Raw genomic sequence first — 20560 nt, forward strand, 5'->3', positions numbered from 1 at the left:
CACTTTAATCTAGCACACTATTCTCAGTAAGATCTAACACCTTACTATTAAGCGTACAAAGGCTTGGCAAAAATTAGAGTCGAAGGAGCGCTAGCCCAACGTTTTACTACTTTTTCAATAATTTGTTAACTAATAATCTACTCTTCATCTATTTCGCCCACACGGGCATTAAATAGATCTTCGTATTTTTCGTGAACCAGCTTGGCAACACTTGTTGCATTGCCTGCCTTAAGCAGAAGAAATTGATTCGAATTAATTTTATAAACCAATAATTTCTCCTTATCGACGGGCTCTTCGGCATAAACATCTTCCCAATACGTAAGCCACTCATTTTCTATTCGACGCTGAGCTTTTTGCGTGATTTTTTGATCCAACATATCACCCACAAAGGCTGAATCAAGCAGCCCAAAGTTGCAAAGGCGCACTTGATCAAAGATGTTGTAAAGTATGGCTCGATGGCGAGGTGTCCAAAATTTAATTGACATAGTTCAACTCCATTCCAAATTAGAATAGAACCAGACTAATTAATTTAGCCACACAAGTCAAATTAGAATTCTAATTTAAATTAAACCCTTAAACTTATTTACAGGTTTAATTGCAGCCAAGGTATCTTTATACAGTTAACTTTCTAACTTGGTGTCACCACGGCATGAGCTATACCGCGAACAAGCCCGCTTTTAGTGTTCTCAAAGGGAGTCATACCAACTTTTGCTGAACGGGAACAAACACTGTGCCACGTTTTAACGACACCATGTTTTTGTCCTAGCCCGCCCCGGCGGGCGTGTTTAAGTTGTTGTTATATTTAGTCGTGGACGATTTCAATATGAGTAGCCATATTAAACTGATTACCCAGTCTGCACTGCAAATTCTGATTGTCATGAACTAACCTGACTCGCTTTCCAGACATTAATGCCGCTAAGCTAATAGAGAGCATATCTTTGGCGTCAGTGTCATCCGTGGGCCACCAGAACTTGCCTCGCCCATCGCAGGTTGAATCTTGAATAGTAGTATGTAAAAGATGTAGTCCATTATGAGATGTCACAGACGTCACTTCCCCATAACTGGACCAGCCCGAAGACGCATATTGCGAATAAATTAAGCTAAATACGATGAGGTACAACTTACAAATACTTTTCAACTGAAACTTCCTTTTTTGAATATAGACACCACCATTAGAGGCAGGGCGACCACACTGCGCTAAGCCTTAAGCTGCAAGGTGTTACTGTCCGAGCGCGCCTTACGCGCGTTTTGATTTTTTTTGTTAGGTACATGGCACAGATGTATAACTTATACCTTTGCTCAACGCCTTTAAAAACTTAACATTTTTAACGCAAGTAGCAGAAGATATATTTTGTATCACACCTACATTTGTACCAATCCAACCAGTAATATCTAAAAAGTAGTAAAACTCCCAAACAATACCGCTAGGCTTGTTTTCATATGTAATGTAACAAGCAACTGTGTCGAAGGCTACGGAATCATGATTTTGCTGGCAGGTAAAACTGCTAACTCCACCGAACTCATCAACTGCGTTCTGGAATGTTTCAAATTTTTCGGTTTGATAAAATTCACTAAAGGATTTTTCGAGTTGAGGGGAGCTTAGGATGTTATTGGTGATATCGACAACACTTTTTTCTGCGCAAACAGCCGAGGAAAGAAAACAAAGTGACAAGAAAAATATGCAGAATTTCATGAGGTTATTAAGGCGTCACTTATGAGGTGCAGGCTCGTTGGCTATGTTAGCCTCATCCACCAGCCACCGAGCTAGCGTCCGATAGAGCGAAGCCAATGAACACAATGTGGTTGTTATATGCACGTATTGCTAATTAATGCAGTTTGCATTTTAATTTCACTAGCATTTCTATCCGTTTCTGCGATTGCTAGGTCGACTTTAGCTTTTGCACATTTATCAGATAGCTCTTTATTAGCTAAGTAACTCTGATCTTTTTGATACTGAGCCATACCTTCTATACCGTAATAGTGATTTCTGTCTTCGGGTTTTCTATCTTTTTGATAAGGTGGTGGTTGAGTTGCATCACATGCCGATAACAAAATTATCAACCAAACTGGTATTAATTTATTGAACAATGCTTGCTCTCCTTGTGCATATAACATTTACTAGAATCAAAAACAGGATAATCAAACGCCCGAGTTTGGAGGTAATTTCACAGTATTTATTTTCGCAGTATTCCACCACTGCCATGGTCCCATAGTGGAAACTGCTTATCGACATTTTGTGGCGAGTTTTAATCCCCTCCATTAAAGAACGCTAATTTATTACACACTCTATCCTTTTTTGCCAGTTCCTGATTACCACTTTTTTAAATAACATATTTTTATTTTTAAGGTTCGTGCAAAGGCCTTTCTTAAGGTAAGTTTCAGACTTTATGCGTATGAAACAGGCTAAACGTACGGTAAACACTTACCTTACCTGGATTGCTGATTACATTCGTTTTCATTCGTATCAAAACCCCCATGAATTGGGCAACAAAGACGTTGAAGCCTATTTAACTCATTTGTCTGTTAAACGTGATATATCGATAACACCCCAATCTACAACAACATATCAATGAAAAACGAATTCAACCTACCGTGAACATTGCCAGCTCAGCTGCAAATATCAATAAAAGTGTTTCACCATTCATTTGCGAGCCAAATGTGGCTCGCAGTTGCCGATATACCGACGGTACAGGGGCGATGGGAACATACTGATGTACGCACCACCCCAATTTATATCCTCACGCAACAACAATGGGCTGGCGGCGGGGTACGTTTGGTTAAGGTTGGTTAGCTATGATTTAAAATTTCGCAAATGCTCAACTAGCACTTCATTTAAAAACTTTTTAGAATTTAGTCCGAGTTTATTTGCCACATCTGCTATTTTTGTATCGCTTCTAAGTAGAACTTTTTTGGCATAATCAAGACGGTATTCATAAAGATATCGACGAAATTTTTGCTGATTAATTTCTCGTGTGGCTTTCGCTAGAATAGTGGGATCTACTTTTGCAAGTTCGGCTAACTCGGCAAGGGTTAAGCCGAATTTTTTATACAATTTATGCTTGATGATAGCGTCGTGTGCTTTGTCTAGTGCCTGCTGTAACACTGCTCTAGATGGATTCTTGTTTTCTAAAAGAAAGTAGTCTATCGGTGAGGGGCTACTCTGATGTGGTAATATTGCACCCAGCATTGCTACTAATACCGCTGCCGCCGTCAATGTACTACTTAATAGCGACCAATTAGGAATTGTGAGTACCCCAAAGGCACTCACTATCACTAGCACAATACTACAAAGCGCACACGCGACTACAAAACCATACCCGTGTTTTATTTTTTTTATTCGATATTCGCCCGGATCTACCACCTGGTCGCTTAAATAATAATGATAACGTTGCACATGCTCAGCAATCACCACGCCTAACATCAAAACGGCAAAGCCTAGCAGCAAATGAATAAGGTAAAAGGGCCAGTTTACTGATAGGCCACTCGAAGGGGAGTGCTGTAACCAACCTATAAGCGCGTCGGGTGGCACTACAAGTAAGCTTATACAACTTAAACCAACAGCTATAGCAGGTAGCCATATCTTGCTATTCCGCACTGGATGTTTGACAATCTGCGCAATAACAACCTTATATTGCAGGGCCAATATTACGGGTATTAAAGTGTAAGCCAAGTAGATCATCACGCTTAACACAGTTGATTCGGTGCTGGCGTTGAGCCACATAGTAAGAAACAATAGAGGCCACAACCCTACCGCGAAAGCGTATTCGGTAGGTTTTACTAGTTGAGACGCGTTACGTTTATACAGCGCAACAATCAGTATGTAGCATACTGCGAGAAGGAATAAGGCATAACTCATTACGTGTCTACTCGCTACCCAAGTTCAAATTTTGCCAATATAGATCTCCCTGCACTGCTACTTTACGCGTTCTCTCCATCACCTGAACCAGGCTTGCTATTTTATTATTAACCCATGCGCTAGCTTCTTCGGGGGAATCTAATTCGGCGTCTGTTAACGCATTTCGTAACATTAACAATGCCTTTAATTCATCTATGCCCATTACAATGTCAAGCCAAGGGGCGCGAAACTGACCATGCTCAGCCGGAAATAAGTCGGCCAGTAAAAAGCCATTCCATAATGTCTGGCGAAGCAATACTTCAATGGAAGAATAGTTGGCTTCCTGCATGCTTCGTTCTTTTGACATACTTTGCTGAATTGTCTGCCACCCTTGGGAAAGCCATCCTTTTGCATGCTCCATAACTGGCACATCAAAGCCTTGTGAATGGGTTTGCCAGGGTTTTAGTTCAAGCAATTGCGCTGCACATAATTTAATGGCAGTAGATTCGTTGGAATAAAAAACCTGGGTGGGCTCATGTGCATGTATTAGCCCGGCCTTACGACCTTGTAGGTAACTCACTAACGGTGGATGCTTGGTCAGAAACCTGGCGAACAGGCTTTTTTTCGACAGTAAATAACGTAAACTCTGTAGATCTTCTACCCAACTCCATTGCTGCGCATAATCCATTAATTGCTTGTGTAAGGCCAGCATCTCGGGACATTGCAATACGGGTAAGTACAGCGACACGCTTTGCAAAAGTAGTCGCACGCTTGTCCCCACTTCCTGCAACATTTTTACCGAACCAGTTTCTATAAATAAATGTTCATGGCGCTGCCAGTGAGCAAGTGCGCACTTGACTGCTTCTGCAAAAGCCATTTCGGTTGAGACATTACCGTGTAATGGTAGCACTGCTGGCAGTGGCTTGATTTGTAACTGCCAACCGTGTAGTAACTGATAGCCTTGCGCGGCTTTTGATACATCACTTAAACGCACTTCTGAATGTTGATTAACCATGGCGGCCAACGCAAATAAGTCTTCAACCTTGCCGGTTTTGAGCTCTAGTTCGATTTCGTTTATCGCAGCATTAATTTTTTCGGTGGCCGCTTCGCCGTTATCCACCACCATTTCAATGGTACTGTTCTGCCAATGTACCAAATAGCCTTGCCGTTCAAAATGCGTACTGAACTGGGGGGTCAATTGGGTGTTAATGTCTACAATGTTCCAGCCACTAGGCCAAATATCGCGAGGAAACAGGGTAAGATCGGGAACCGGCTTCGACAAAGTCACGTTATATTCGCCGCGCGCATGCAGACCAGCATCTACTTTACCCTGTGTTTTGACTGTTTGTTCTATCTGATCACCGTTTTGTCTAACGCGAAAACCTATTTTATGCTCATGAAACAATTGCTCACTGGTGTCGTAATAATCGTTTTTCAGCGATTGTGGCGTAAGTTTTTCCAACTTCGCGCCGGCTTTTTCCACAAATGGGACCACACGTTCTTCAAGCAATTGATGGCTTGGTTGACGCGTAGCAAACTTAATTTCAATTTCGGCCATATAAAGGGCAGGTACACTTACAGATGATGATGCGTCACCTTACCTTTGTCATCAAAAATTGGCAATCTGTAACCGCCGAAATGCTAAACATTAAGGCCAGTCAATCAATATGGGGCTTGCCTTTATCCTGGCTACACCCTACCATCGGGAGTTGATTTAATTTGGATTACGGATTTTCTATGTTTCGAAGCTGGCTGCTACTCGCTGTCATTTCTTTATCTGCTTCTGTGTTAGCACAAGAAAACACACTGGATATTGAGCAATCTTCAAATCATTACATCAGAGATGATTTGTTTGTTTTCTTACACGCTGGCGCTGGCAGAAATTATCGTATTCTCGGTTCTGTTGAAGCTGGAACCCCTATCACTGTCTTGCAGCATAACCGAGAGCAGGAGTTTACCGAAATTCGGGATAACGAAGGTAGACGTGGCTGGGTAGAAACGAAGTTTGTCAGTGATGAGATTTCACGCGGCGAATTGGTTCCTGTGCTCACTGAACGCTTGGCCCAAGCTCAGTCGGGAACACAAGGTTTACAATCGGACAACCAACGATTAAACCAGCAACTTAACGAAGCACGCCAACAAGTTTCTAAATTATCCGCCCAGGTCACTACTCAAGAGCGTGAAATAAAGCAACTTTCGCAGCAGGTTGATGAAAGTGAGCAAAAAGAGCTTGTACGTTGGTTTACACGCGGCGGAATAGTAGCTGGGGCAGGTATCATCTTGGGTGTGGTTTTAACCTACTTACCGAAGAAAAAACGCCGGGATGATCAGTGGATGTAGTGCTTAAGCACTGCATTCGCACTCTTTTATACGTGTCGAGTCGTGGCTGGCTAATATAGGCCGTTTCATCGAAGCAAAGTGGGATATATATTCCTTCGCAGCATGTTTATGAAATACCGCAATTGCCCTATCTAAATAGGTGAGCGATTGCGCCAGTATTTCTCTGTTGTCTCTTAATGTTGCCAGCTTGCAATGCAATTTACCTAAATTTCCACCAATTGCAGCAGCTTCAATATCAGCCAGGATATCTTCATAGGCATCTTTAGCCTGCGTAAAGGTGTCAATACTCACCTCAGGCACATCAGCATTTTCGTCAACTTCCGCATTAAAGGCGTAAGTAATAGCAAGGTTGTTGGTTATCTTTACCCATAAATTTGTATTCATGGCTGGGTCTGTAGCTGCTTGGGCGTCTTTACAACTGCTCTCCGCCTGTTTTAAAAATGGTACAGCCTTTTTTTCCTCAGAAGAGGCGATGCGATATAAAATTACCCATTCGTTTTATCTCGCTGAAGCGAACTTCCCCAGACACCTCCGGGGTTGACGCTATGCCAGGTTACTCCGTGTTTTATACTAAGGTGAAAGACTAGCCTTTTACGCCTTTTGGACGATAGTTTTATCCTAGAAAGTCCGAAGGGCGATAACACCTAAGGAAACCTTATTAAGCAGAAAAAGTATTGAAGCCTTTAACTTACCGATTGCTTGTTGTATTGATTTTCAGTTATTTGCTATCTGCCTGCTCACCCAATATTGATGGTACTTATGGTGACAAAATGACGAGTATTACTATAGAGGTCGGAAAATTCACCCAGCGCACCTTTGGTACTGAGGTTGAATTTGATTACAAAGTAGACGATGACAAGATTATTGTGGCAGTATCAGAACAAGCTAATCTTGTTTACCTTATAAACGATGCCGGAGACCTGGTTGGGCCTATGGGCATGACGTTTAAAAAACAACACGAATAATACAGGGAGTGGAGCATGGCCTATGATTTTGGTTCGGAAACGTTAGGGATTAAAAATCCGTTTAAACCCGAAGGGCGTTGCAGAGTAATTACTGGTGCCATATTAATTGGTGCAGGTGTATTTCCACTGATGAAAGTGGCAACTGAACTTCAGCAAGGCTCTGTATTTGGTTATATCTACGCGATATTAGGGTTTATTTTAATCGCGGATGGAGCGAGACATCTCGGTCGGGGTGTCTTTCAACTTTTTCGTTACTTCGTTGGCCGCTCCGTTCCCAGCTCCCTGGCGTATAATCACTCCCCCTCTGAACGAGACGCTGCGGCTCAGGAAAAAGAGCGGAATGCCCTGTTATATGACCGGCAACAATTATTCTCGATGTTGATGGGACGAAAAAATGTGACCTTCGTGGAACCCGTCGGCTGGATGTCTCGGCTGCTTCATTCCTTATCACCCAACCTGACATTTCTGCCCTACCCTTTGCGTCATCTGGCACAGGAAGTGGGATCATTAGTGATAAATTTTATTGCCGGGTTGGCGCTTTTCGCCGTAGTCTGGTTTGTCGTTTCCACCGGTCTGGCAGGTAAAGTAGCCCAACAAATAACGCTTCCCATCATGGCGCTTGCGCTTCTTATTTTCTTCATTATTACATGGCGAAACACCGCCAGGCGCATTCACAATGAAGGCAATCAATCGATACACAGTACGGGTAGCCTATCATTTGGTGTATTGTTGGCCTTGAGTATTCTTGTTCCTGTGGTCACAGGTTTCTTTTTTGATCACATTTTCAGTGCCGAGTTAGAAACAGTTATTGTGGTTAAAGAAAGGCTGCTCACCTTCAGCGTATGGAATAACCTAGGCTTACTCTTGGCCGCCTGCGTAATTGTGGTAATAGGAATCACCCCTAACCTTTATACCCGATTAAAGAAGGTAACGCCAAAAACAGAAGTGAGTGAATACCGCGACAATCTACAGGAAAGTATTCACCCGAATGAAGTATTTATCAATGTCGAAAATATCATTCTTACCAATCGACGCTATAAAGAAATTCCGAATCGGATTTACCAGAATTATGATCCAAAACTTAAAAGCGAAGCGGCGGAAAAAGGTGGCTTCTTCGGCGAGCTGGTAATGGAAACCCAGCCAGCTTTGGCTGCGGATAGCGAACACTGTTATAAAAACGGATTTCGTTATTTTACTACGGTATTAGCTCAGCTTTGCGTGCTAACAGGGTTTGCTTTCTTTGCCATGTTCCTACTGAAAATGGGGGCAGCGATCGAATTTTTTCAAGGAAACACTGACTATAAGGAAATGAACACCTTCACTGCCGGTATGAGTATCATCAACGCTGCTAAGTTTCATTTTTTTGGTTGGTTGACATTTTATTTAGCGGGAAGAATTTTGAACCGCGCTTCACATCTTTTTTGGGGTGAACTACAATTTTCCTCACTACTTATGTTTATGAAAACGGAAGGCACCTTTACTGAGTCGAAAGTCTCTACGGGCATGTCAATTCACGACTCTACACGTTCTGAAAATACCGTTGTCAGAAGTTCCATTACACCGTGGATAATCATTTCGCGTATCAACTCGTCTATATTCGCCACCAGCGGACGCACAAACCTTGAATCTCCTCGATTTATAATGTGCATGTCAAGGGATGACATTGAGCTGGACAAAATTGTTGCTGAACTTAAAGCGTTTTTGAAAGGACGCGAGTCGATTGCGTCTATCATGAGTGAGGCTGATTTACGTAATGCTAGTAATATTCATCAAGTTAATCAGCAAACCCGGGCACTAGGTAGCGATGTTACACCATCTAGTGAAAAACTTACGATTAAGGAAGACGAACAGGCGGCCGGTTACTTGCGAAATAATGAAGTGGACGAGGACGGGAAAACGTAAAAGATTAAAGCGCCCTCTGCAATGGCAGAGGGCGCGAAGGGTTACTCGTCGTCTTCGACCAATGTCATTAACGAAGTATTTCCACCCGATGCCGTGGTATCTATACTAATCGTTTTCTCTGTCATCAAACGCTGGATCAGATTATCGTTGTACTCCGCACTGATCACCGGCAGGATTGCCCCCCCTTCTCGGGATGCTAACATCGCAGAGATTTGAGCGGTCCGCTCGGTGCTTGAATCTACAACCACGCCCGCGAGGTGCGGATCCATAATCAAATCATGCAAATGCTGTAGCCGTGCGACCTGAAAAATCCCTTTATCTGCACCGGTATCTTCAACTTTCTTTTGAAATTCCAGCGCTTCTTCATAAAAAGTTTCTGATACAACAGAGACCACTACGTTACCTGTAGCGAGGGCAGTCACAATTGATAGGGTCCAATATTCAAACGTTACCCCTTTATCTGCAAAGCAGACTAAAACCCCTCGAGGCTCAAGATAAAGTTTATTTGATTCACCAGTTGGTCCCGGCAGTACGGTAGCTTTTGCCAGCTTGCGCTCAATGTTGGTGATCTGCTGGCGCGAAGTGGCTAATGTCCGATTAAGGTCATCGGCAAACTCTTCCAGAATATCCACATTAGCAATTTTGGCGAGAAGCTGACGCACCATAGAAACGCGGTCATTTAGCGGTGTATGACGCCACTTAGCTTCAACAGCAGTAGCCTGAGACATCAGTTTTTCTGCGGCTTTTCTTTCTGCGGTTTCCCCTGTTAACGCAGAATCCAGTTGCTCCACGTCATCAACCACAGAAGGTTTAGGCGTGGCGCGCTCCATCATTAGACGTGGAAGGTAATTTGGCCCCCCAGCCTTTGGACCTGTGCCCGATAAACCGCGCCCACCGAAGGGTTGTACGCCAACAATCGCGCCAATCATATTGCGGTTAATATAAACGTTACCCGCACGGCTTTTCGCAGCTAACTCATTCGCGCGCTCTTCTAGACGAGAATGAATGCCCATTGTCAAACCGAAACCTGTACCGTTTATGGCGTCGATAACGTTTTCGAGATTTTTCGACTTAAAGCGAACTATGTGAATAACTGGCCCGAACACCTCGCGTTTTAGCACATCAATATTATCAATTTCATATAACGTTGGGGGGAAGAATGTGCCATCTTTCGCATCCGTAGGTAATTCAACGCGATACAGTAGCTTGCCATTACTTTCCATATAACTTTCATGCTCTTTCAAGCTTTTAAGTGCTTTGTCATCTATTACAGGACCAATATCAGTTCTCAATAGCGCAGGATCACCGATTTTTAGTTCCTTCATTGCACCAATCAGCATGGTGATGATCTTGTCGGCAATATCTTCCTGAACATACATTACACGCAACGCAGAACAACGCTGCCCTGCGCTTTGAAAACCTGAGTGAACGACATCATCTACCACTTGCTCTGGTAAGGCCGTTGAATCGACAATCATACAGTTCTGGCCGCCTGTTTCTGCGATAAGGGGGACTTGCTCGCCGCCACGGTTCGCCAGTGTTTGCGAAATTAATGTACCTGTTTGGGTTGAACCGGTGAACATGACTGCTTTAATGCGTTCGTCAGGCAATAGTAACTCACCTACCTCCTTGCCAGGCGCAATAATAAGCTGAACCACATTATCGGGTAGGCCCACGTTACGCATTATATCGATAGCTCGCTTGGCGATAATGCTGGTTTGTTCTGCTGGTTTCGCAACCACCGTATTGCCCGTTGCTAATGCCGCAGCAACCTGACCTAAGAAAATCGCCAAAGGGAAATTCCATGGACTGATACATAGTACTACACCACGAGGAAGTAAGCGCTGATCGTCATCAAGCTCTTTTGCTCTAACAGCATAGTAGCGACAGAAATCCACTGCCTCTCTAACCTCATCAATACTGTCCTGAGTGACTTTGCCCGCTTCGCGAATACAAATAGCGATAAGCTCAGACATATGACGTTCAAGCGCATCGGCGGTACGGTGTAAAATTTCAGCGCGTTCAGCCACCGGCGTTTTTGACCATCCTTGAAAACCATCATGGGCTTTTTCTAGAGCGGTAGCCATTTGCTCTTTTGTGGCATAAATATGATAACCAACCAGATCGTTATGGTTGGTGGGGCTTCTAACCGCCGTAGCCCCATCAGGTAGGTCACTCGCGTTGACGCTATACACATTTTGCCAGCGTTCAACCTCATGGCTTAAGGCATGAACGGCATTGTGATCGGATAAGTCAATGCCTCGAGAATTGTCTCGCTCGGGTGCGTACAAGTCTCGTGGCTTACTAATCATTTTGTTGTAGCGCACTTTTAGACGTTGTGTTTTTTCTACCGGATCTTCTAAAAGTGATTCCACGGGTTTGGAATCGTCGACAATAGCATTAACGAACGAAGAGTTAGCGCCGTTCTCTAATAAACGTCGAACTAGATAGGCTAGTAAGTCTTCATGTTCACCCACCGGCGCATAAACACGACACTGAATTTTTTCTTCAGTAACAATTTGGTCGTAAAGCGTATCACCCATGCCATGTAAACACTGAAATTCGAAGTTTTGCTTGTCGTCGCCCGCCAGCTCAATAATAACCGACGCGGAATAAGCATTATGGGTTGCAAACTGCGGATAGATGGTATCGCGGTAGTCTAACAAGCGGTTAGCACAGGCATGATATGATACGTCGGTGGATGACTTTCGGGTAAACACCGGAAATTCTTCTAAACCAGCCTGTTGAGTAAGTTTAATTTCGGTGTCCCAGTATGCGCCCTTCACTAGGCGTACCATCATCGGACGCCCCACCCGCAAGGTTAATGCACGTAACCACTCAATCACATATAGCGCACGCTTTTGATACGCTTGTACTGCTAAACCAAAACCGTTCCAGCCGTCCAAGTCAGGATCACTAAATACCTTATCAATAATATCCAGCGATACATCCAGACGATCAGCCTCTTCAGCGTCAACCGTCAGACCTATATCGAATTCTTTGGCCATCATGCATAACGCTTTTAAACGGGGAGGTATCTCTTCCATTACCCGCTCGTATTTCACAAACTCATAACGAGGGTGTATAGCTGAAAGTTTCACCGAAATGCCTGGAGACTTAATTGGACCGCGTCCATGCGCATTTTTACCTATAACCTTTATCGCATCTTCATAGGCTTTGAAGTAACGATCGGCGTCGGCCATCGTTCGCGCACCTTCACCCAACATGTCGTAAGAGTAAACATACCCTTTCTTTTCTTTATCTTTGGCACGTTCTACCGCCGTTTCAATGGTTTCCCCCATCACGAATTGACGTCCCATGATGCGCATAGCAACATTCATAGCACGACGTATAACCGGCTCGCCCAAACGGCCTAATGTTCGTTTTAGAATGCCTAAGTGTTCGCTTTTTCGACGATCGGCGTAATTGACCATATTACCGGTCATCAATAAGCCCCAAGCAGATGCATTGACAAACAATGAGTCAGAATTACCTAGGTGCGGTGTCCATTGGCCTTTCGATAGCTTGTCACGAATAAGCTCATTTTGTGTGTCTTCGTCTGGCACCCTTAGTAAAGCTTCCGCCAAACACATCAACACCACACCTTCCGCCGTTGACAACGAAAATTCATTTAACAGCGCATCAATGCCACCGTGTCCTTCCTGATCTTTCCGAATCTTCAGCACCATTTTTCTTGCGCGTTCCCAGGCACGACTGCGTGCACGGGGGTTAACTTCAGCTATTGGAAGAATTTGATCTATGGCTGTTGATTCACCAACCCGGTAATAATCGCGGATGCGCTGACGCAGAGGTGTAGTAGTATAGAGGTCGTCGTTAATGAGCATTGCTACCCTTCAAAAATTGACTATGCGTTAATAATTACAACTGTGGACCCCATTGCAGGACAACACAAACAGGGCTGGATCGCACAGCGACTTAAATATTCGTTTTCCACCAAAAAGTAGCTAAACGTGTACTTTAAACTCTTGCATTGCCACAAAGATCAAGATGCGGCACAAATTTCGCGGATACTAGCATAATTTCTGTATCCGCCAAGCATACCAGTTAGCTAATTCATGTCATTCATCGCAAAATTAAATTCAGAGTGCTTTCAAGCCGCAGTTTTCTTAACTAAGCAACTGAACTATAGTGATATAAAGCGCACAAAATTGTTTTTGCGAAGTAATCAATTAACCCTTAAGAAGACAAGTATGGACTCTCAACGCGGCGTAAGTTTCTGGTATGTTTTACTGGGTATTCTTCTAATTATCATTATCGGCTACTGGTTGTTTGCTAATCCGATTATCAAGTGGATATTGGAAGATAAAATTTCTGAAGCCTATGGTGCTGAAGTCAACATCGGGCAAGTGAATCACTCTTTGATACCTGTTACCGCCACTCTTTATGAAATTCAGTTAACCGATCATGCCAAGCCTAATCAAAATAAAGTTCAAATTGGCGAGGCCAGTGCGGATGTAGAGGTACTCCCGCTTTTTTCCGATCAGGTCGTTCTATCGAAGCTGAATTTGTTAGACGTGAAGTTTGCTCAGCCTCGTCAATTCGCAGGGGCCGTTATTCGCCCACCCGAAGAGTCTGTGAGCTTTAAAGATATTAAAGCGGATGCAAAAGAAGCCATCCCGACAATTGATGAACTAATGGCCCGTTCAGAATTAAAATCGACTCAAGCAGCAGCGCGCGCGGAAAAACGGTATCAACAATACAATGATTCACTTAAAGAAAACTATCAGGCATTACCGGATAAAGCGCGTATAAACCAGTATGAAGAACAAATAGAAAAGCTTAAAAATGCTGATTATAAGTCACCTCAAGCATTTGCCAAAGCAAAGCAAACGCTTGATAAAATTAAACAGAACATTAAACAAGACCGAGCACGTATAAGTGCTTTTACCGAGGAAGCCAAAGAAGCTCGAAAGGCACTAAAAAGTTCACTTAGTGATTTAAAGCAAGCCCCTGTGCAGGATTATGATTTATTAAAAGGTGCCTTTACGGGCGATCAAGCAGCAATGCAACGCATTTCCCACATGGTATTCGGCGATAAAGCAGAGCAAATGACCGAGTATCTAACGTCAGCTACCCAGATCATATTACCTCTGCTCAAAGATGATAAAAAAGACCAAAACACCCAAGCTGACATACCTTCTGTGTGGGTAAAAGAAGCATATGTGTCAGTGGAATTTTTAGAACAAAGGCTAGCTTCTGAATGGAAAAACATTACCAATACTCATCCGTTGGTGGGTGAGCCGACAACCTATAGCATATCCGCCAACGGGACTAAATTTAAACAATTTGAATCAAATGGGCAGTTCTGGCTGGACGATGAAGGAGTGGATGCTCAGCAGCAATGGACACTAGAAGGTATTAACTTATCGGGTATCCCTTTCCTAAAGACAGAAAAACTATCTGCTTTGCTGAAATCCGCTATGCTTGCCAGCAGCGGTCACTTTAAAGTACAAAACAACGCTGTGAGCGGTGACAGTACCGTTAACCTGTCTGAATTAGCTATGCAAGCTGAAGGAAAAAATCAACTAACCACCTCTATCGCTAACGTATTGCAGCAACTTGACCAACTCAAGTTGAATTTAGAATTTTCTGGTCAGGTAGATAACCCAAGCTTTAATATCAGTTCTGATTTAGACAATCGCTTTGCACAATTAGCTTTAACCGAATTAACCTTGTCACAACAAGATAAATTGGACGAGCTTAAGCAAAAGCTTACCGCCATGGTTTCAGGCGATCAAAAGCAAATAAATAAGAGTTTAAAAGATATCAACACGATGTTAGAAACGGCAAAAGGGAATACGGATAATTTGCAAGAGCTATTACAAGCTCAATTAGCCGATTTAGTTGATAAACAAAAAAGTAAGTTATTCGATAAACTGAAAGACAAACTCGGTAAAAACGAGTGACATTTTTGATTACGGGAAAACCAGCATAGACGTGTCTTTGCTGAGTGGGCATAATAGCCCTCATGTCGAAGACTCAGGTTGTGGCCGTGTGGCGGGATAAGTGGATTACAGTCGTATTATTGGTGTTGCTGGGATTGCTCCAGTATCGCCTATGGTTAGGTAAACATAGCATTCCCGATTATTATACCCTCACCGGTCAGGTTGAAGAACAATCTCAACAAAATGCAAACCTTGCGCAACGCAATGCGTTGTTAGAGGCCGATATTAATGATCTCAAAATTGGTCTCGAAGCAATTGAAGAACGCGCCCGCAATGAACTTGGGTTAATCAAAGAAGGTGAAACCTTTTATCGTATCTTGCCTGCAGAAGCGAATTAGTTAATGAATCTTAATTTATCTGTAACCGCGGTGGTGCCTGCTGCTGGGGTCGGTAGTCGGATGCAAGCAGGCAAACCCAAACAGTATCTTAACGTAGCCGGGAAAACGATTCTCGAACATACGTTACATGCGTTAATGAGTCACCCGCTGATAAACCATATTATTGTGGCGGCGAATCCGGATGATGACATTCTCCCTACTTTGCCATTTTATAAAAAAAGTTGGCTGACCGTAGTAGAAGGTGGAACTGAACGCGCGCAGTCAGTGTTAAACGCCGTCAAAACTTTACCTGAAACGTCGTGGGCTTTAGTGCATGATGCAGCCCGGCCGTGTCTTTGTACAGAGGACATAGGAAAGCTTTTAAGTTTAATCAATGATGATTCGATTGCGGGCGGCATCTTAGCAACGCCGGTTCGCGATACCATGAAACGCGCTCATCCAACTAAAACGCAAATTATTTCGCATACCGAAAGTCGTGAATCACTTTGGCATGCACTTACACCTCAGTTATTTAGAGCGGGCGAATTAACGCACGCTATTCAAGTAGGCTTAACCAGCGGAACAACCATCACCGATGAAGCATCGGCAATGGAGGCGGTTGGCCATCAGGTAAAACTGGTGGCGGGCAATCCGGCCAATATTAAAATAACTCATCCGGAAGACTTACCTCTGGCTGAATTTTATTTATCCCAGCGAGCAAACACTAATAAGGAGTGACTCATGCGTATTGGCCATGGCTACGACGTTCACAAGTTCGGTGGTACCGGCCCCATTGTAATTGGCGGCGTGAATATCGATTACGAATACGGGTTGCTGGCTCATTCTGATGGGGATGTGCTCATTCACGCCTTGTGTGATGCCTTGCTGGGGGCGGCGGCAATGGGTGACATTGGAAAGCATTTCCCCGACACTGACAACACCTATGCCAATGCCGATAGCCGCAATTTACTAAAACATGTTATGCAGTTACTTGCTGAGAAAGGCTATGCCGTGGGCAATGCCGACATGACTATTATCGCTCAGGCACCCAAAATGGCCCCGAATATTCAAGCCATGCGGGAAAATGTTGCGCAAGACTGCGGTTGTGACATCGCCGATATTAATATTAAAGCAACGACGACCGAAAAATTAGGCTTTACCGGACGTAAAGAAGGGATTGCCGCCCATGCGGTCGTGTTGTTAGTTAAGGTTACATCATGAGTCTGGATACTGAACACTGGCAATATTTGTATTCGACGCCTACATGCACCGCACGGTTTAAACAACATCCTGAAGATTTTGTGGTTGAAGAACAGTTAGGATTTAGCCCCACAGGTGAAGGCGAACATCAGTTTATCTGGGTAGAAAAAGTTAATGCGAATACTGCGTTTGTCGCCGAGCAACTAGCTAAATATTGCAATTTACCCTTACGCGCAGTGACTTATGCGGGTCGCAAAGACAAGCATGCGCTCACACGCCAGTGGTTCGGCATCCATACGCCAGGCAAAGCCGACATTGAATTTGGGGAGTGGGATCTGCCCGGGGTAAAGATCCTTAGGCAAACTCGCCATAATAAAAAACTTCGTACAGGACAAGCAAAGGCGAATCATTTCACTATTTGTTTGCGGGAAGTGTCCGATACCAATTTATTAATTAGCGCCCTTGAGCAAAGCAAAGCGGGCGTACCTAATTATTTTGGTGAACAGCGTTTTGGGGTCGCATTCAATGCCGAAGGTCAACCCAGCAAAGGGGGAAACCTTGCACTGGCAGAACGAATGGTGAGCGGTGAGCCGATTCGTAATAGGAACAAGCGTAATATTGCGCTATCCGCGTTGCGAAGCTGGTTATTTAATGAAGTCGTGTCTGCGCGTATACAGGTGCAGCGTTTTGATACGATCATGGCGGGCGATGCTTTAATGCTAACCGGGTCGAACAGCTTTTTCATCTGCGAGCACCCTTCAGATGAAGAAGGCCGTCGCTATCAACAAGGCGATTTATCCCCCACGGCTCCTTTGTGGGGTAAAGGCGACAGCATTCCTACAGCGGAAGCGAACAGGTTTGAACAAAAGATTTGCGCCGAACATGTAGCCGTAAAAGACTTTTTAGCTTCCGTAGGCATGGAACAGGAACGACGGGCAATAAAAATATGGCCCCGTGATCTTGAATGGCGGGTCGAGGGTGATAAATTAACGGTTTCGTTTGCATTACCCGGCGGCTGCTTCGCCACTAGCGTATTGCGCGAATGCGTAGTTTTGCTACATACCAGTTAAAGGAGTGATCATGAATATATTGTTGAGCAATGATGATGGGGTTTTCGCGAAGGGACTGGCAGAGCTCCATACAGCGATTGCCGCCGAACACGATGTTACGGTAATCGCCCCGGATCGTAACTGTAGCGGAGCCAGTAATGCATTGTCATTACATAATCCACTACGGATCCAAAAAATGGAAAATGGATTTTATTCAGTAAACGGAACGCCATCTGACTGTGTGCATTTAGGCCTCAATTGCTTTTTAGATGACGACCCCCAGCTGGTAGTTTCCGGCATTAATCATGGAGCAAATTTGGGCGATGATGTCATTTATTCCGGCACCGTTGCCGCCGCGACTGAAGGGCGTTATATGGGTTTACCGGCTATCGCGGTGTCATTGGTAGGTAGAGAAGGCCATCATTTTGATACTGCTGCACGGGTCGCACTGGATATCGTAAATAAATTAAAAACCCATCCACTTCCGCCTAATCAAATATTAAATGTAAATGTGCCCGATATCCCTTATGATTCACTGGCGGGGATCAAAATTACGCGCCAGGGAAGAAGGCATAGAGCAGAAGGCATGGTGCCCGATACCGATCCCTTCGGCAACACTATATATTGGTACGGTCCAGCGGGGGCCGAACAAGATGCTGGCCCAGGTACAGACTTTGATGCAATTGCGAATAACTACTGTTCCGTCACGCCTTTAAGTGTAGACATGACCGCATATCAGAGCATGGACGATATGAAAGACTGGCTGGGTAAAAAATTATAATAACCACTGTATAACTAGAATAAAAAGTGAAAAGTGAAAAGTGAAAAGCAACGTCATTATGAGATCGACACGTAAAGGAGATGCCCTCGCCGAGCTTTTGTTCAACGAGGGTATACGTAACCAAAAAGTCCTCAACGCCATTGCGGCCACGCCTAGAGAACTATTTTTGCCAGACGCTTTGAAGCACAAAGCTTATCAAAACACTGCGCTTCCGATTGGACAGGGACAAACCATTTCTCAACCCTATATTGTTGCGAAAATGACTGAACTGCTGCTATCGGCCGATAACGAGGCAAAAAACATTTTAGAAATCGGCACGGGCTCGGGATACCAAACTGCCATTTTAGGCCAACTTTTTGCCAAGGTTTTTTCGGTTGAACGAATCAAGTCGCTACAGTTTCAAGCTAAGCGCAGAATGAACCAGCTGGATTTACATAATATTTCTATGAAGCATGGTGATGGGTGGAAAGGATGGGCATCAAAAGGTCCCTTCGACGCAATCATTGTTACAGCCGCTGCCAGTTCACTTCCCACAGAGCTATGTAATCAGCTCAATGAAGGAGGAAGGCTAATTATTCCAATTGGTAGTGATCAACAAATTTTAACCTGTGTTGATAATAAGGAAAACGCGTTATCGACACAGACGATTGAATCTGTCCGCTTTGTTCCCCTCGTAGCTGGAGATATTCTTTGAAGGTATTTCAACCTCTTTACGATCTAGTATTACGTTGGGCGCGCCACCGACACGCTAGTGTATACCTGGGTGGATTAAGTTTTTCTGAATCTATGTTCTTCCCCATCCCACCAGATGTAATGTTAGCACCTATGTCATTATCGCGGCCTGATAAGGCCTGGTTCTTTGCGCTATTGACCACACTTACCTCTGTACTAGGTGGAATTGGCGGCTACTTACTGGGTTATTTTGCGTTTGACGCGTGGTTAGCCCCTTGGATCGCTTCTTCTGGCTACCAACCTAAATTTGATTTAGCCTTATCCTGGTTTGAACAATATGGCGTGTGGGTGGTATTTTTAGCAGGATTCTCACCTATTCCCTACAAAGTTTTTACGGTCGGGGCGGGGGTGATGCAAATGGCATTTCTTCCTTTTGTTATCGCCTCAACCGTGGGCCGGGGTGCCCGGTTCTTTTTAGTTGCAGGCTTAATGAAATGGGGCGGGACAGCAATGGAAGCAAAACTACGTCAGTACGTAGAAGTGCTGGGCTGGGCGACTGTCTTGTTGGCAATTGGCGCATATTTCGTTTTACGTTGATTGTTTAATATGAAGTCCCCCCGCTTGCGGATAAACGTATTATTTGTCGCAACCTGTGTGGTTATCATGCTTGCAGGCTGCGCAGGAAGACGTGCACCGGCACCGCTTGTCCTGCTTGATAGTCAACCTGTCAAAGAACAAGGTTATGATGAACCCACTTATACTGTCCGACGTGGCGAAACGCTCTATGCCATTGCCTGGTTTACGGGCAAAGATTATAGAGACTTAGCGAAATTTAATAATTTAGCCCCTCCTTATCCTATTTATCCTGGTCAAGAGCTGAAACTCAATGCCACTCAAGCCTCCACGGGATCTGTGCGATCCGCCAAAGCGATCTCGCGCGCGAAATCTGGTCAGACCTCGTCAAATAAATCTATAAATAAAGTTGACCGTAGAAAACAGCAGGCGTATGGTGAAAGTGAAAATAATGTTAACAACCAGCCAGTTAAGGCTGTTGGAAACACTCAGCCAAAACGTGGTAAACCTGGTAAAAAGGGGTTCCCAAAAAGGGTTGAAAAGTGGGTCTGGCCCGCCTATGGCAAGTTGGTAGCAACATTTTCAACAGGTGAAAATGGCAGCAAAGGAATTGATATAAGTGCCAAAAAAGGAAGTCCTATCTTGGCAGCCGCCGCTGGAAAAGTGGTGTATGCCGGCAACGCGCTAAGGGGCTACGGGAACCTGATTATAATAAAGCATACTGACACCTTCTTAAGTGCGTATGCGCATAACGACACCATTGCGGTGCGCGAACAACAATGGGTTGACGCGGGTCAATCGATTGCCACTATGGGGAATAGCGGTACAAATTCGGTCAGGCTTCATTTTGAAGTTAGGTATCGGGGTAAATCGTTAGATCCGATGCGATACCTGCCATCATCACGTCCATAAAAACTATAAACAACAATAATAAGCTAAGGGAGCGAATGTATTAAATAA

General features: G+C 44.2%; 22 protein-coding genes. 14 read left to right on the top strand and 8 right to left on the bottom strand.

Translation table 11 applies throughout. The features are described from left to right. Nucleotides 1–137: 137 nt before the first annotated feature. From OPS28_RS08630 to OPS28_RS08645, 4 genes are all read right to left on the bottom strand, one after another. Nucleotides 138–485 carry a hypothetical protein gene (locus OPS28_RS08630; protein WP_265609054.1) on the bottom strand — a complete coding sequence of 116 codons (348 nt, stop codon included), beginning with the start codon at nucleotides 483–485 and terminating at the stop codon, nucleotides 138–140. A gap of 317 nt (nucleotides 486–802) precedes the next feature. Beyond that, nucleotides 803–1138, bottom strand: a complete 336-nt coding sequence (locus tag OPS28_RS08635; protein WP_265609055.1) for a hypothetical protein — start codon at nucleotides 1136–1138, stop codon at nucleotides 803–805. A 123-nt stretch (nucleotides 1139–1261) separates the two neighbouring features. After that, nucleotides 1262–1672 carry a hypothetical protein gene (locus OPS28_RS08640; protein ID WP_265609056.1) on the bottom strand — a complete coding sequence of 137 codons (411 nt, stop codon included), beginning with the start codon at nucleotides 1670–1672 and terminating at the stop codon, nucleotides 1262–1264. A gap of 134 nt (nucleotides 1673–1806) precedes the next feature. Beyond that, entirely contained in the window at nucleotides 1807–2088 is a 282-nt protein-coding gene (locus OPS28_RS08645; RefSeq protein WP_265609057.1) for a hypothetical protein, read from the bottom strand. A gap of 299 nt (nucleotides 2089–2387) precedes the next feature. On the opposite strand from OPS28_RS08645, the gene OPS28_RS08650 reads away from it, so the two are divergent. Continuing rightward, complete coding sequence (locus OPS28_RS08650; protein WP_265609058.1) at nucleotides 2388–2573, top strand: phage integrase N-terminal SAM-like domain-containing protein; 186 nt, start codon at nucleotides 2388–2390, stop codon at nucleotides 2571–2573. Between the two features lie 83 nt (nucleotides 2574–2656). Continuing rightward, entirely contained in the window at nucleotides 2657–2791 is a 135-nt protein-coding gene (locus OPS28_RS08655; protein WP_265609059.1) for a hypothetical protein, read from the top strand. Here the strand turns inward: OPS28_RS08655 and OPS28_RS08660 are convergent, their stop codons facing one another. Further along, entirely contained in the window at nucleotides 2792–3856 is a 1065-nt protein-coding gene (locus OPS28_RS08660; RefSeq protein WP_265609060.1) for a helix-turn-helix transcriptional regulator, read from the bottom strand. 7 nt (nucleotides 3857–3863) lie between these two features. Continuing rightward, complete coding sequence (locus tag OPS28_RS08665; protein ID WP_265609061.1) at nucleotides 3864–5393, bottom strand: CYTH domain-containing protein; 1530 nt, start codon at nucleotides 5391–5393, stop codon at nucleotides 3864–3866. Between the two features lie 179 nt (nucleotides 5394–5572). Between OPS28_RS08665 and OPS28_RS08670 the strand changes: the two genes are divergently transcribed. Beyond that, nucleotides 5573–6175: a TIGR04211 family SH3 domain-containing protein gene (locus OPS28_RS08670; protein WP_265609062.1), complete on the top strand. Its 603-nt coding sequence runs from the start codon at nucleotides 5573–5575 to the stop codon at nucleotides 6173–6175. Nucleotides 6176–6178: 3 nt separating this feature from the next. On the opposite strand, the gene OPS28_RS08675 is transcribed toward OPS28_RS08670, so the two are convergent. After that, nucleotides 6179–6559 (bottom strand): hypothetical protein, encoded by a 381-nt coding sequence (locus OPS28_RS08675; protein WP_265609063.1) that lies wholly within the window; start codon nucleotides 6557–6559, stop codon nucleotides 6179–6181. Nucleotides 6560–6849: 290 nt separating this feature from the next. On the opposite strand from OPS28_RS08675, the gene OPS28_RS08680 reads away from it, so the two are divergent. Together OPS28_RS08680 and OPS28_RS08685 are read left to right on the top strand one after the other, a co-directional pair. Beyond that, on the top strand, nucleotides 6850–7140 hold the full coding sequence (locus tag OPS28_RS08680) for a hypothetical protein (RefSeq protein ID WP_265609064.1): 291 nt from the start codon (nucleotides 6850–6852) through the stop codon (nucleotides 7138–7140). Nucleotides 7141–7155: 15 nt separating this feature from the next. Continuing rightward, nucleotides 7156–9042, top strand: a complete 1887-nt coding sequence (locus OPS28_RS08685) for a hypothetical protein (RefSeq protein ID WP_265609065.1) — start codon at nucleotides 7156–7158, stop codon at nucleotides 9040–9042. Between the two features lie 41 nt (nucleotides 9043–9083). Here OPS28_RS08685 and putA read toward each other — a convergent pair whose 3' ends face one another. Further along, nucleotides 9084–12887 carry a bifunctional proline dehydrogenase/L-glutamate gamma-semialdehyde dehydrogenase PutA gene (gene putA / locus OPS28_RS08690; RefSeq protein WP_265609066.1) on the bottom strand — a complete coding sequence of 1268 codons (3804 nt, stop codon included), beginning with the start codon at nucleotides 12885–12887 and terminating at the stop codon, nucleotides 9084–9086. Between the two features lie 366 nt (nucleotides 12888–13253). Here putA and OPS28_RS08695 point away from each other — a divergent pair, with 366 nt between their 5' ends. From OPS28_RS08695 to OPS28_RS08735, 9 genes are all read left to right on the top strand, one after another. Beyond that, nucleotides 13254–14969 carry a TIGR03545 family protein gene (locus OPS28_RS08695; protein ID WP_265609067.1) on the top strand — a complete coding sequence of 572 codons (1716 nt, stop codon included), beginning with the start codon at nucleotides 13254–13256 and terminating at the stop codon, nucleotides 14967–14969. Nucleotides 14970–15031: 62 nt separating this feature from the next. Beyond that, a complete protein-coding gene (gene ftsB, locus OPS28_RS08700; RefSeq protein ID WP_265609068.1) occupies nucleotides 15032–15346 on the top strand; it encodes a cell division protein FtsB in 315 nt (104 codons plus the stop codon). Between the two features lie 3 nt (nucleotides 15347–15349). Next, nucleotides 15350–16063 (top strand): 2-C-methyl-D-erythritol 4-phosphate cytidylyltransferase, encoded by a 714-nt coding sequence (gene ispD / locus OPS28_RS08705; RefSeq protein WP_265609069.1) that lies wholly within the window; start codon nucleotides 15350–15352, stop codon nucleotides 16061–16063. Between the two features lie 3 nt (nucleotides 16064–16066). After that, a complete protein-coding gene (gene ispF / locus OPS28_RS08710; RefSeq protein ID WP_265609070.1) occupies nucleotides 16067–16546 on the top strand; it encodes a 2-C-methyl-D-erythritol 2,4-cyclodiphosphate synthase in 480 nt (159 codons plus the stop codon). Beyond that, complete coding sequence (truD, locus tag OPS28_RS08715; RefSeq protein WP_265609149.1) at nucleotides 16540–17595, top strand: tRNA pseudouridine(13) synthase TruD; 1056 nt, start codon at nucleotides 16540–16542, stop codon at nucleotides 17593–17595. Before ispF ends, truD begins: the two co-directional genes overlap by 7 nt. Before the next feature lie 10 nt (nucleotides 17596–17605). Continuing rightward, nucleotides 17606–18355: a 5'/3'-nucleotidase SurE gene (gene surE, locus OPS28_RS08720; protein WP_265609071.1), complete on the top strand. Its 750-nt coding sequence runs from the start codon at nucleotides 17606–17608 to the stop codon at nucleotides 18353–18355. A 58-nt stretch (nucleotides 18356–18413) separates the two neighbouring features. Further along, a complete protein-coding gene (locus tag OPS28_RS08725; RefSeq protein ID WP_265609072.1) occupies nucleotides 18414–19049 on the top strand; it encodes a protein-L-isoaspartate(D-aspartate) O-methyltransferase in 636 nt (211 codons plus the stop codon). Beyond that, nucleotides 19046–19624, top strand: a complete 579-nt coding sequence (locus OPS28_RS08730) for a YqaA family protein (protein WP_265609073.1) — start codon at nucleotides 19046–19048, stop codon at nucleotides 19622–19624. The genes OPS28_RS08725 and OPS28_RS08730 overlap by 4 nt, the downstream gene beginning before the upstream one ends. Nucleotides 19625–19633: 9 nt before the next feature. Then, nucleotides 19634–20512: a peptidoglycan DD-metalloendopeptidase family protein gene (locus tag OPS28_RS08735; protein ID WP_265609074.1), complete on the top strand. Its 879-nt coding sequence runs from the start codon at nucleotides 19634–19636 to the stop codon at nucleotides 20510–20512. The last annotated feature ends 48 nt before the right edge of the window (nucleotides 20513–20560 follow it).

The sequence above is a fragment of the Alteromonas sp. ASW11-130 genome, assembly GCF_026183735.1.
Lineage (GTDB): Bacteria > Pseudomonadota > Gammaproteobacteria > Enterobacterales > Alteromonadaceae > Alteromonas.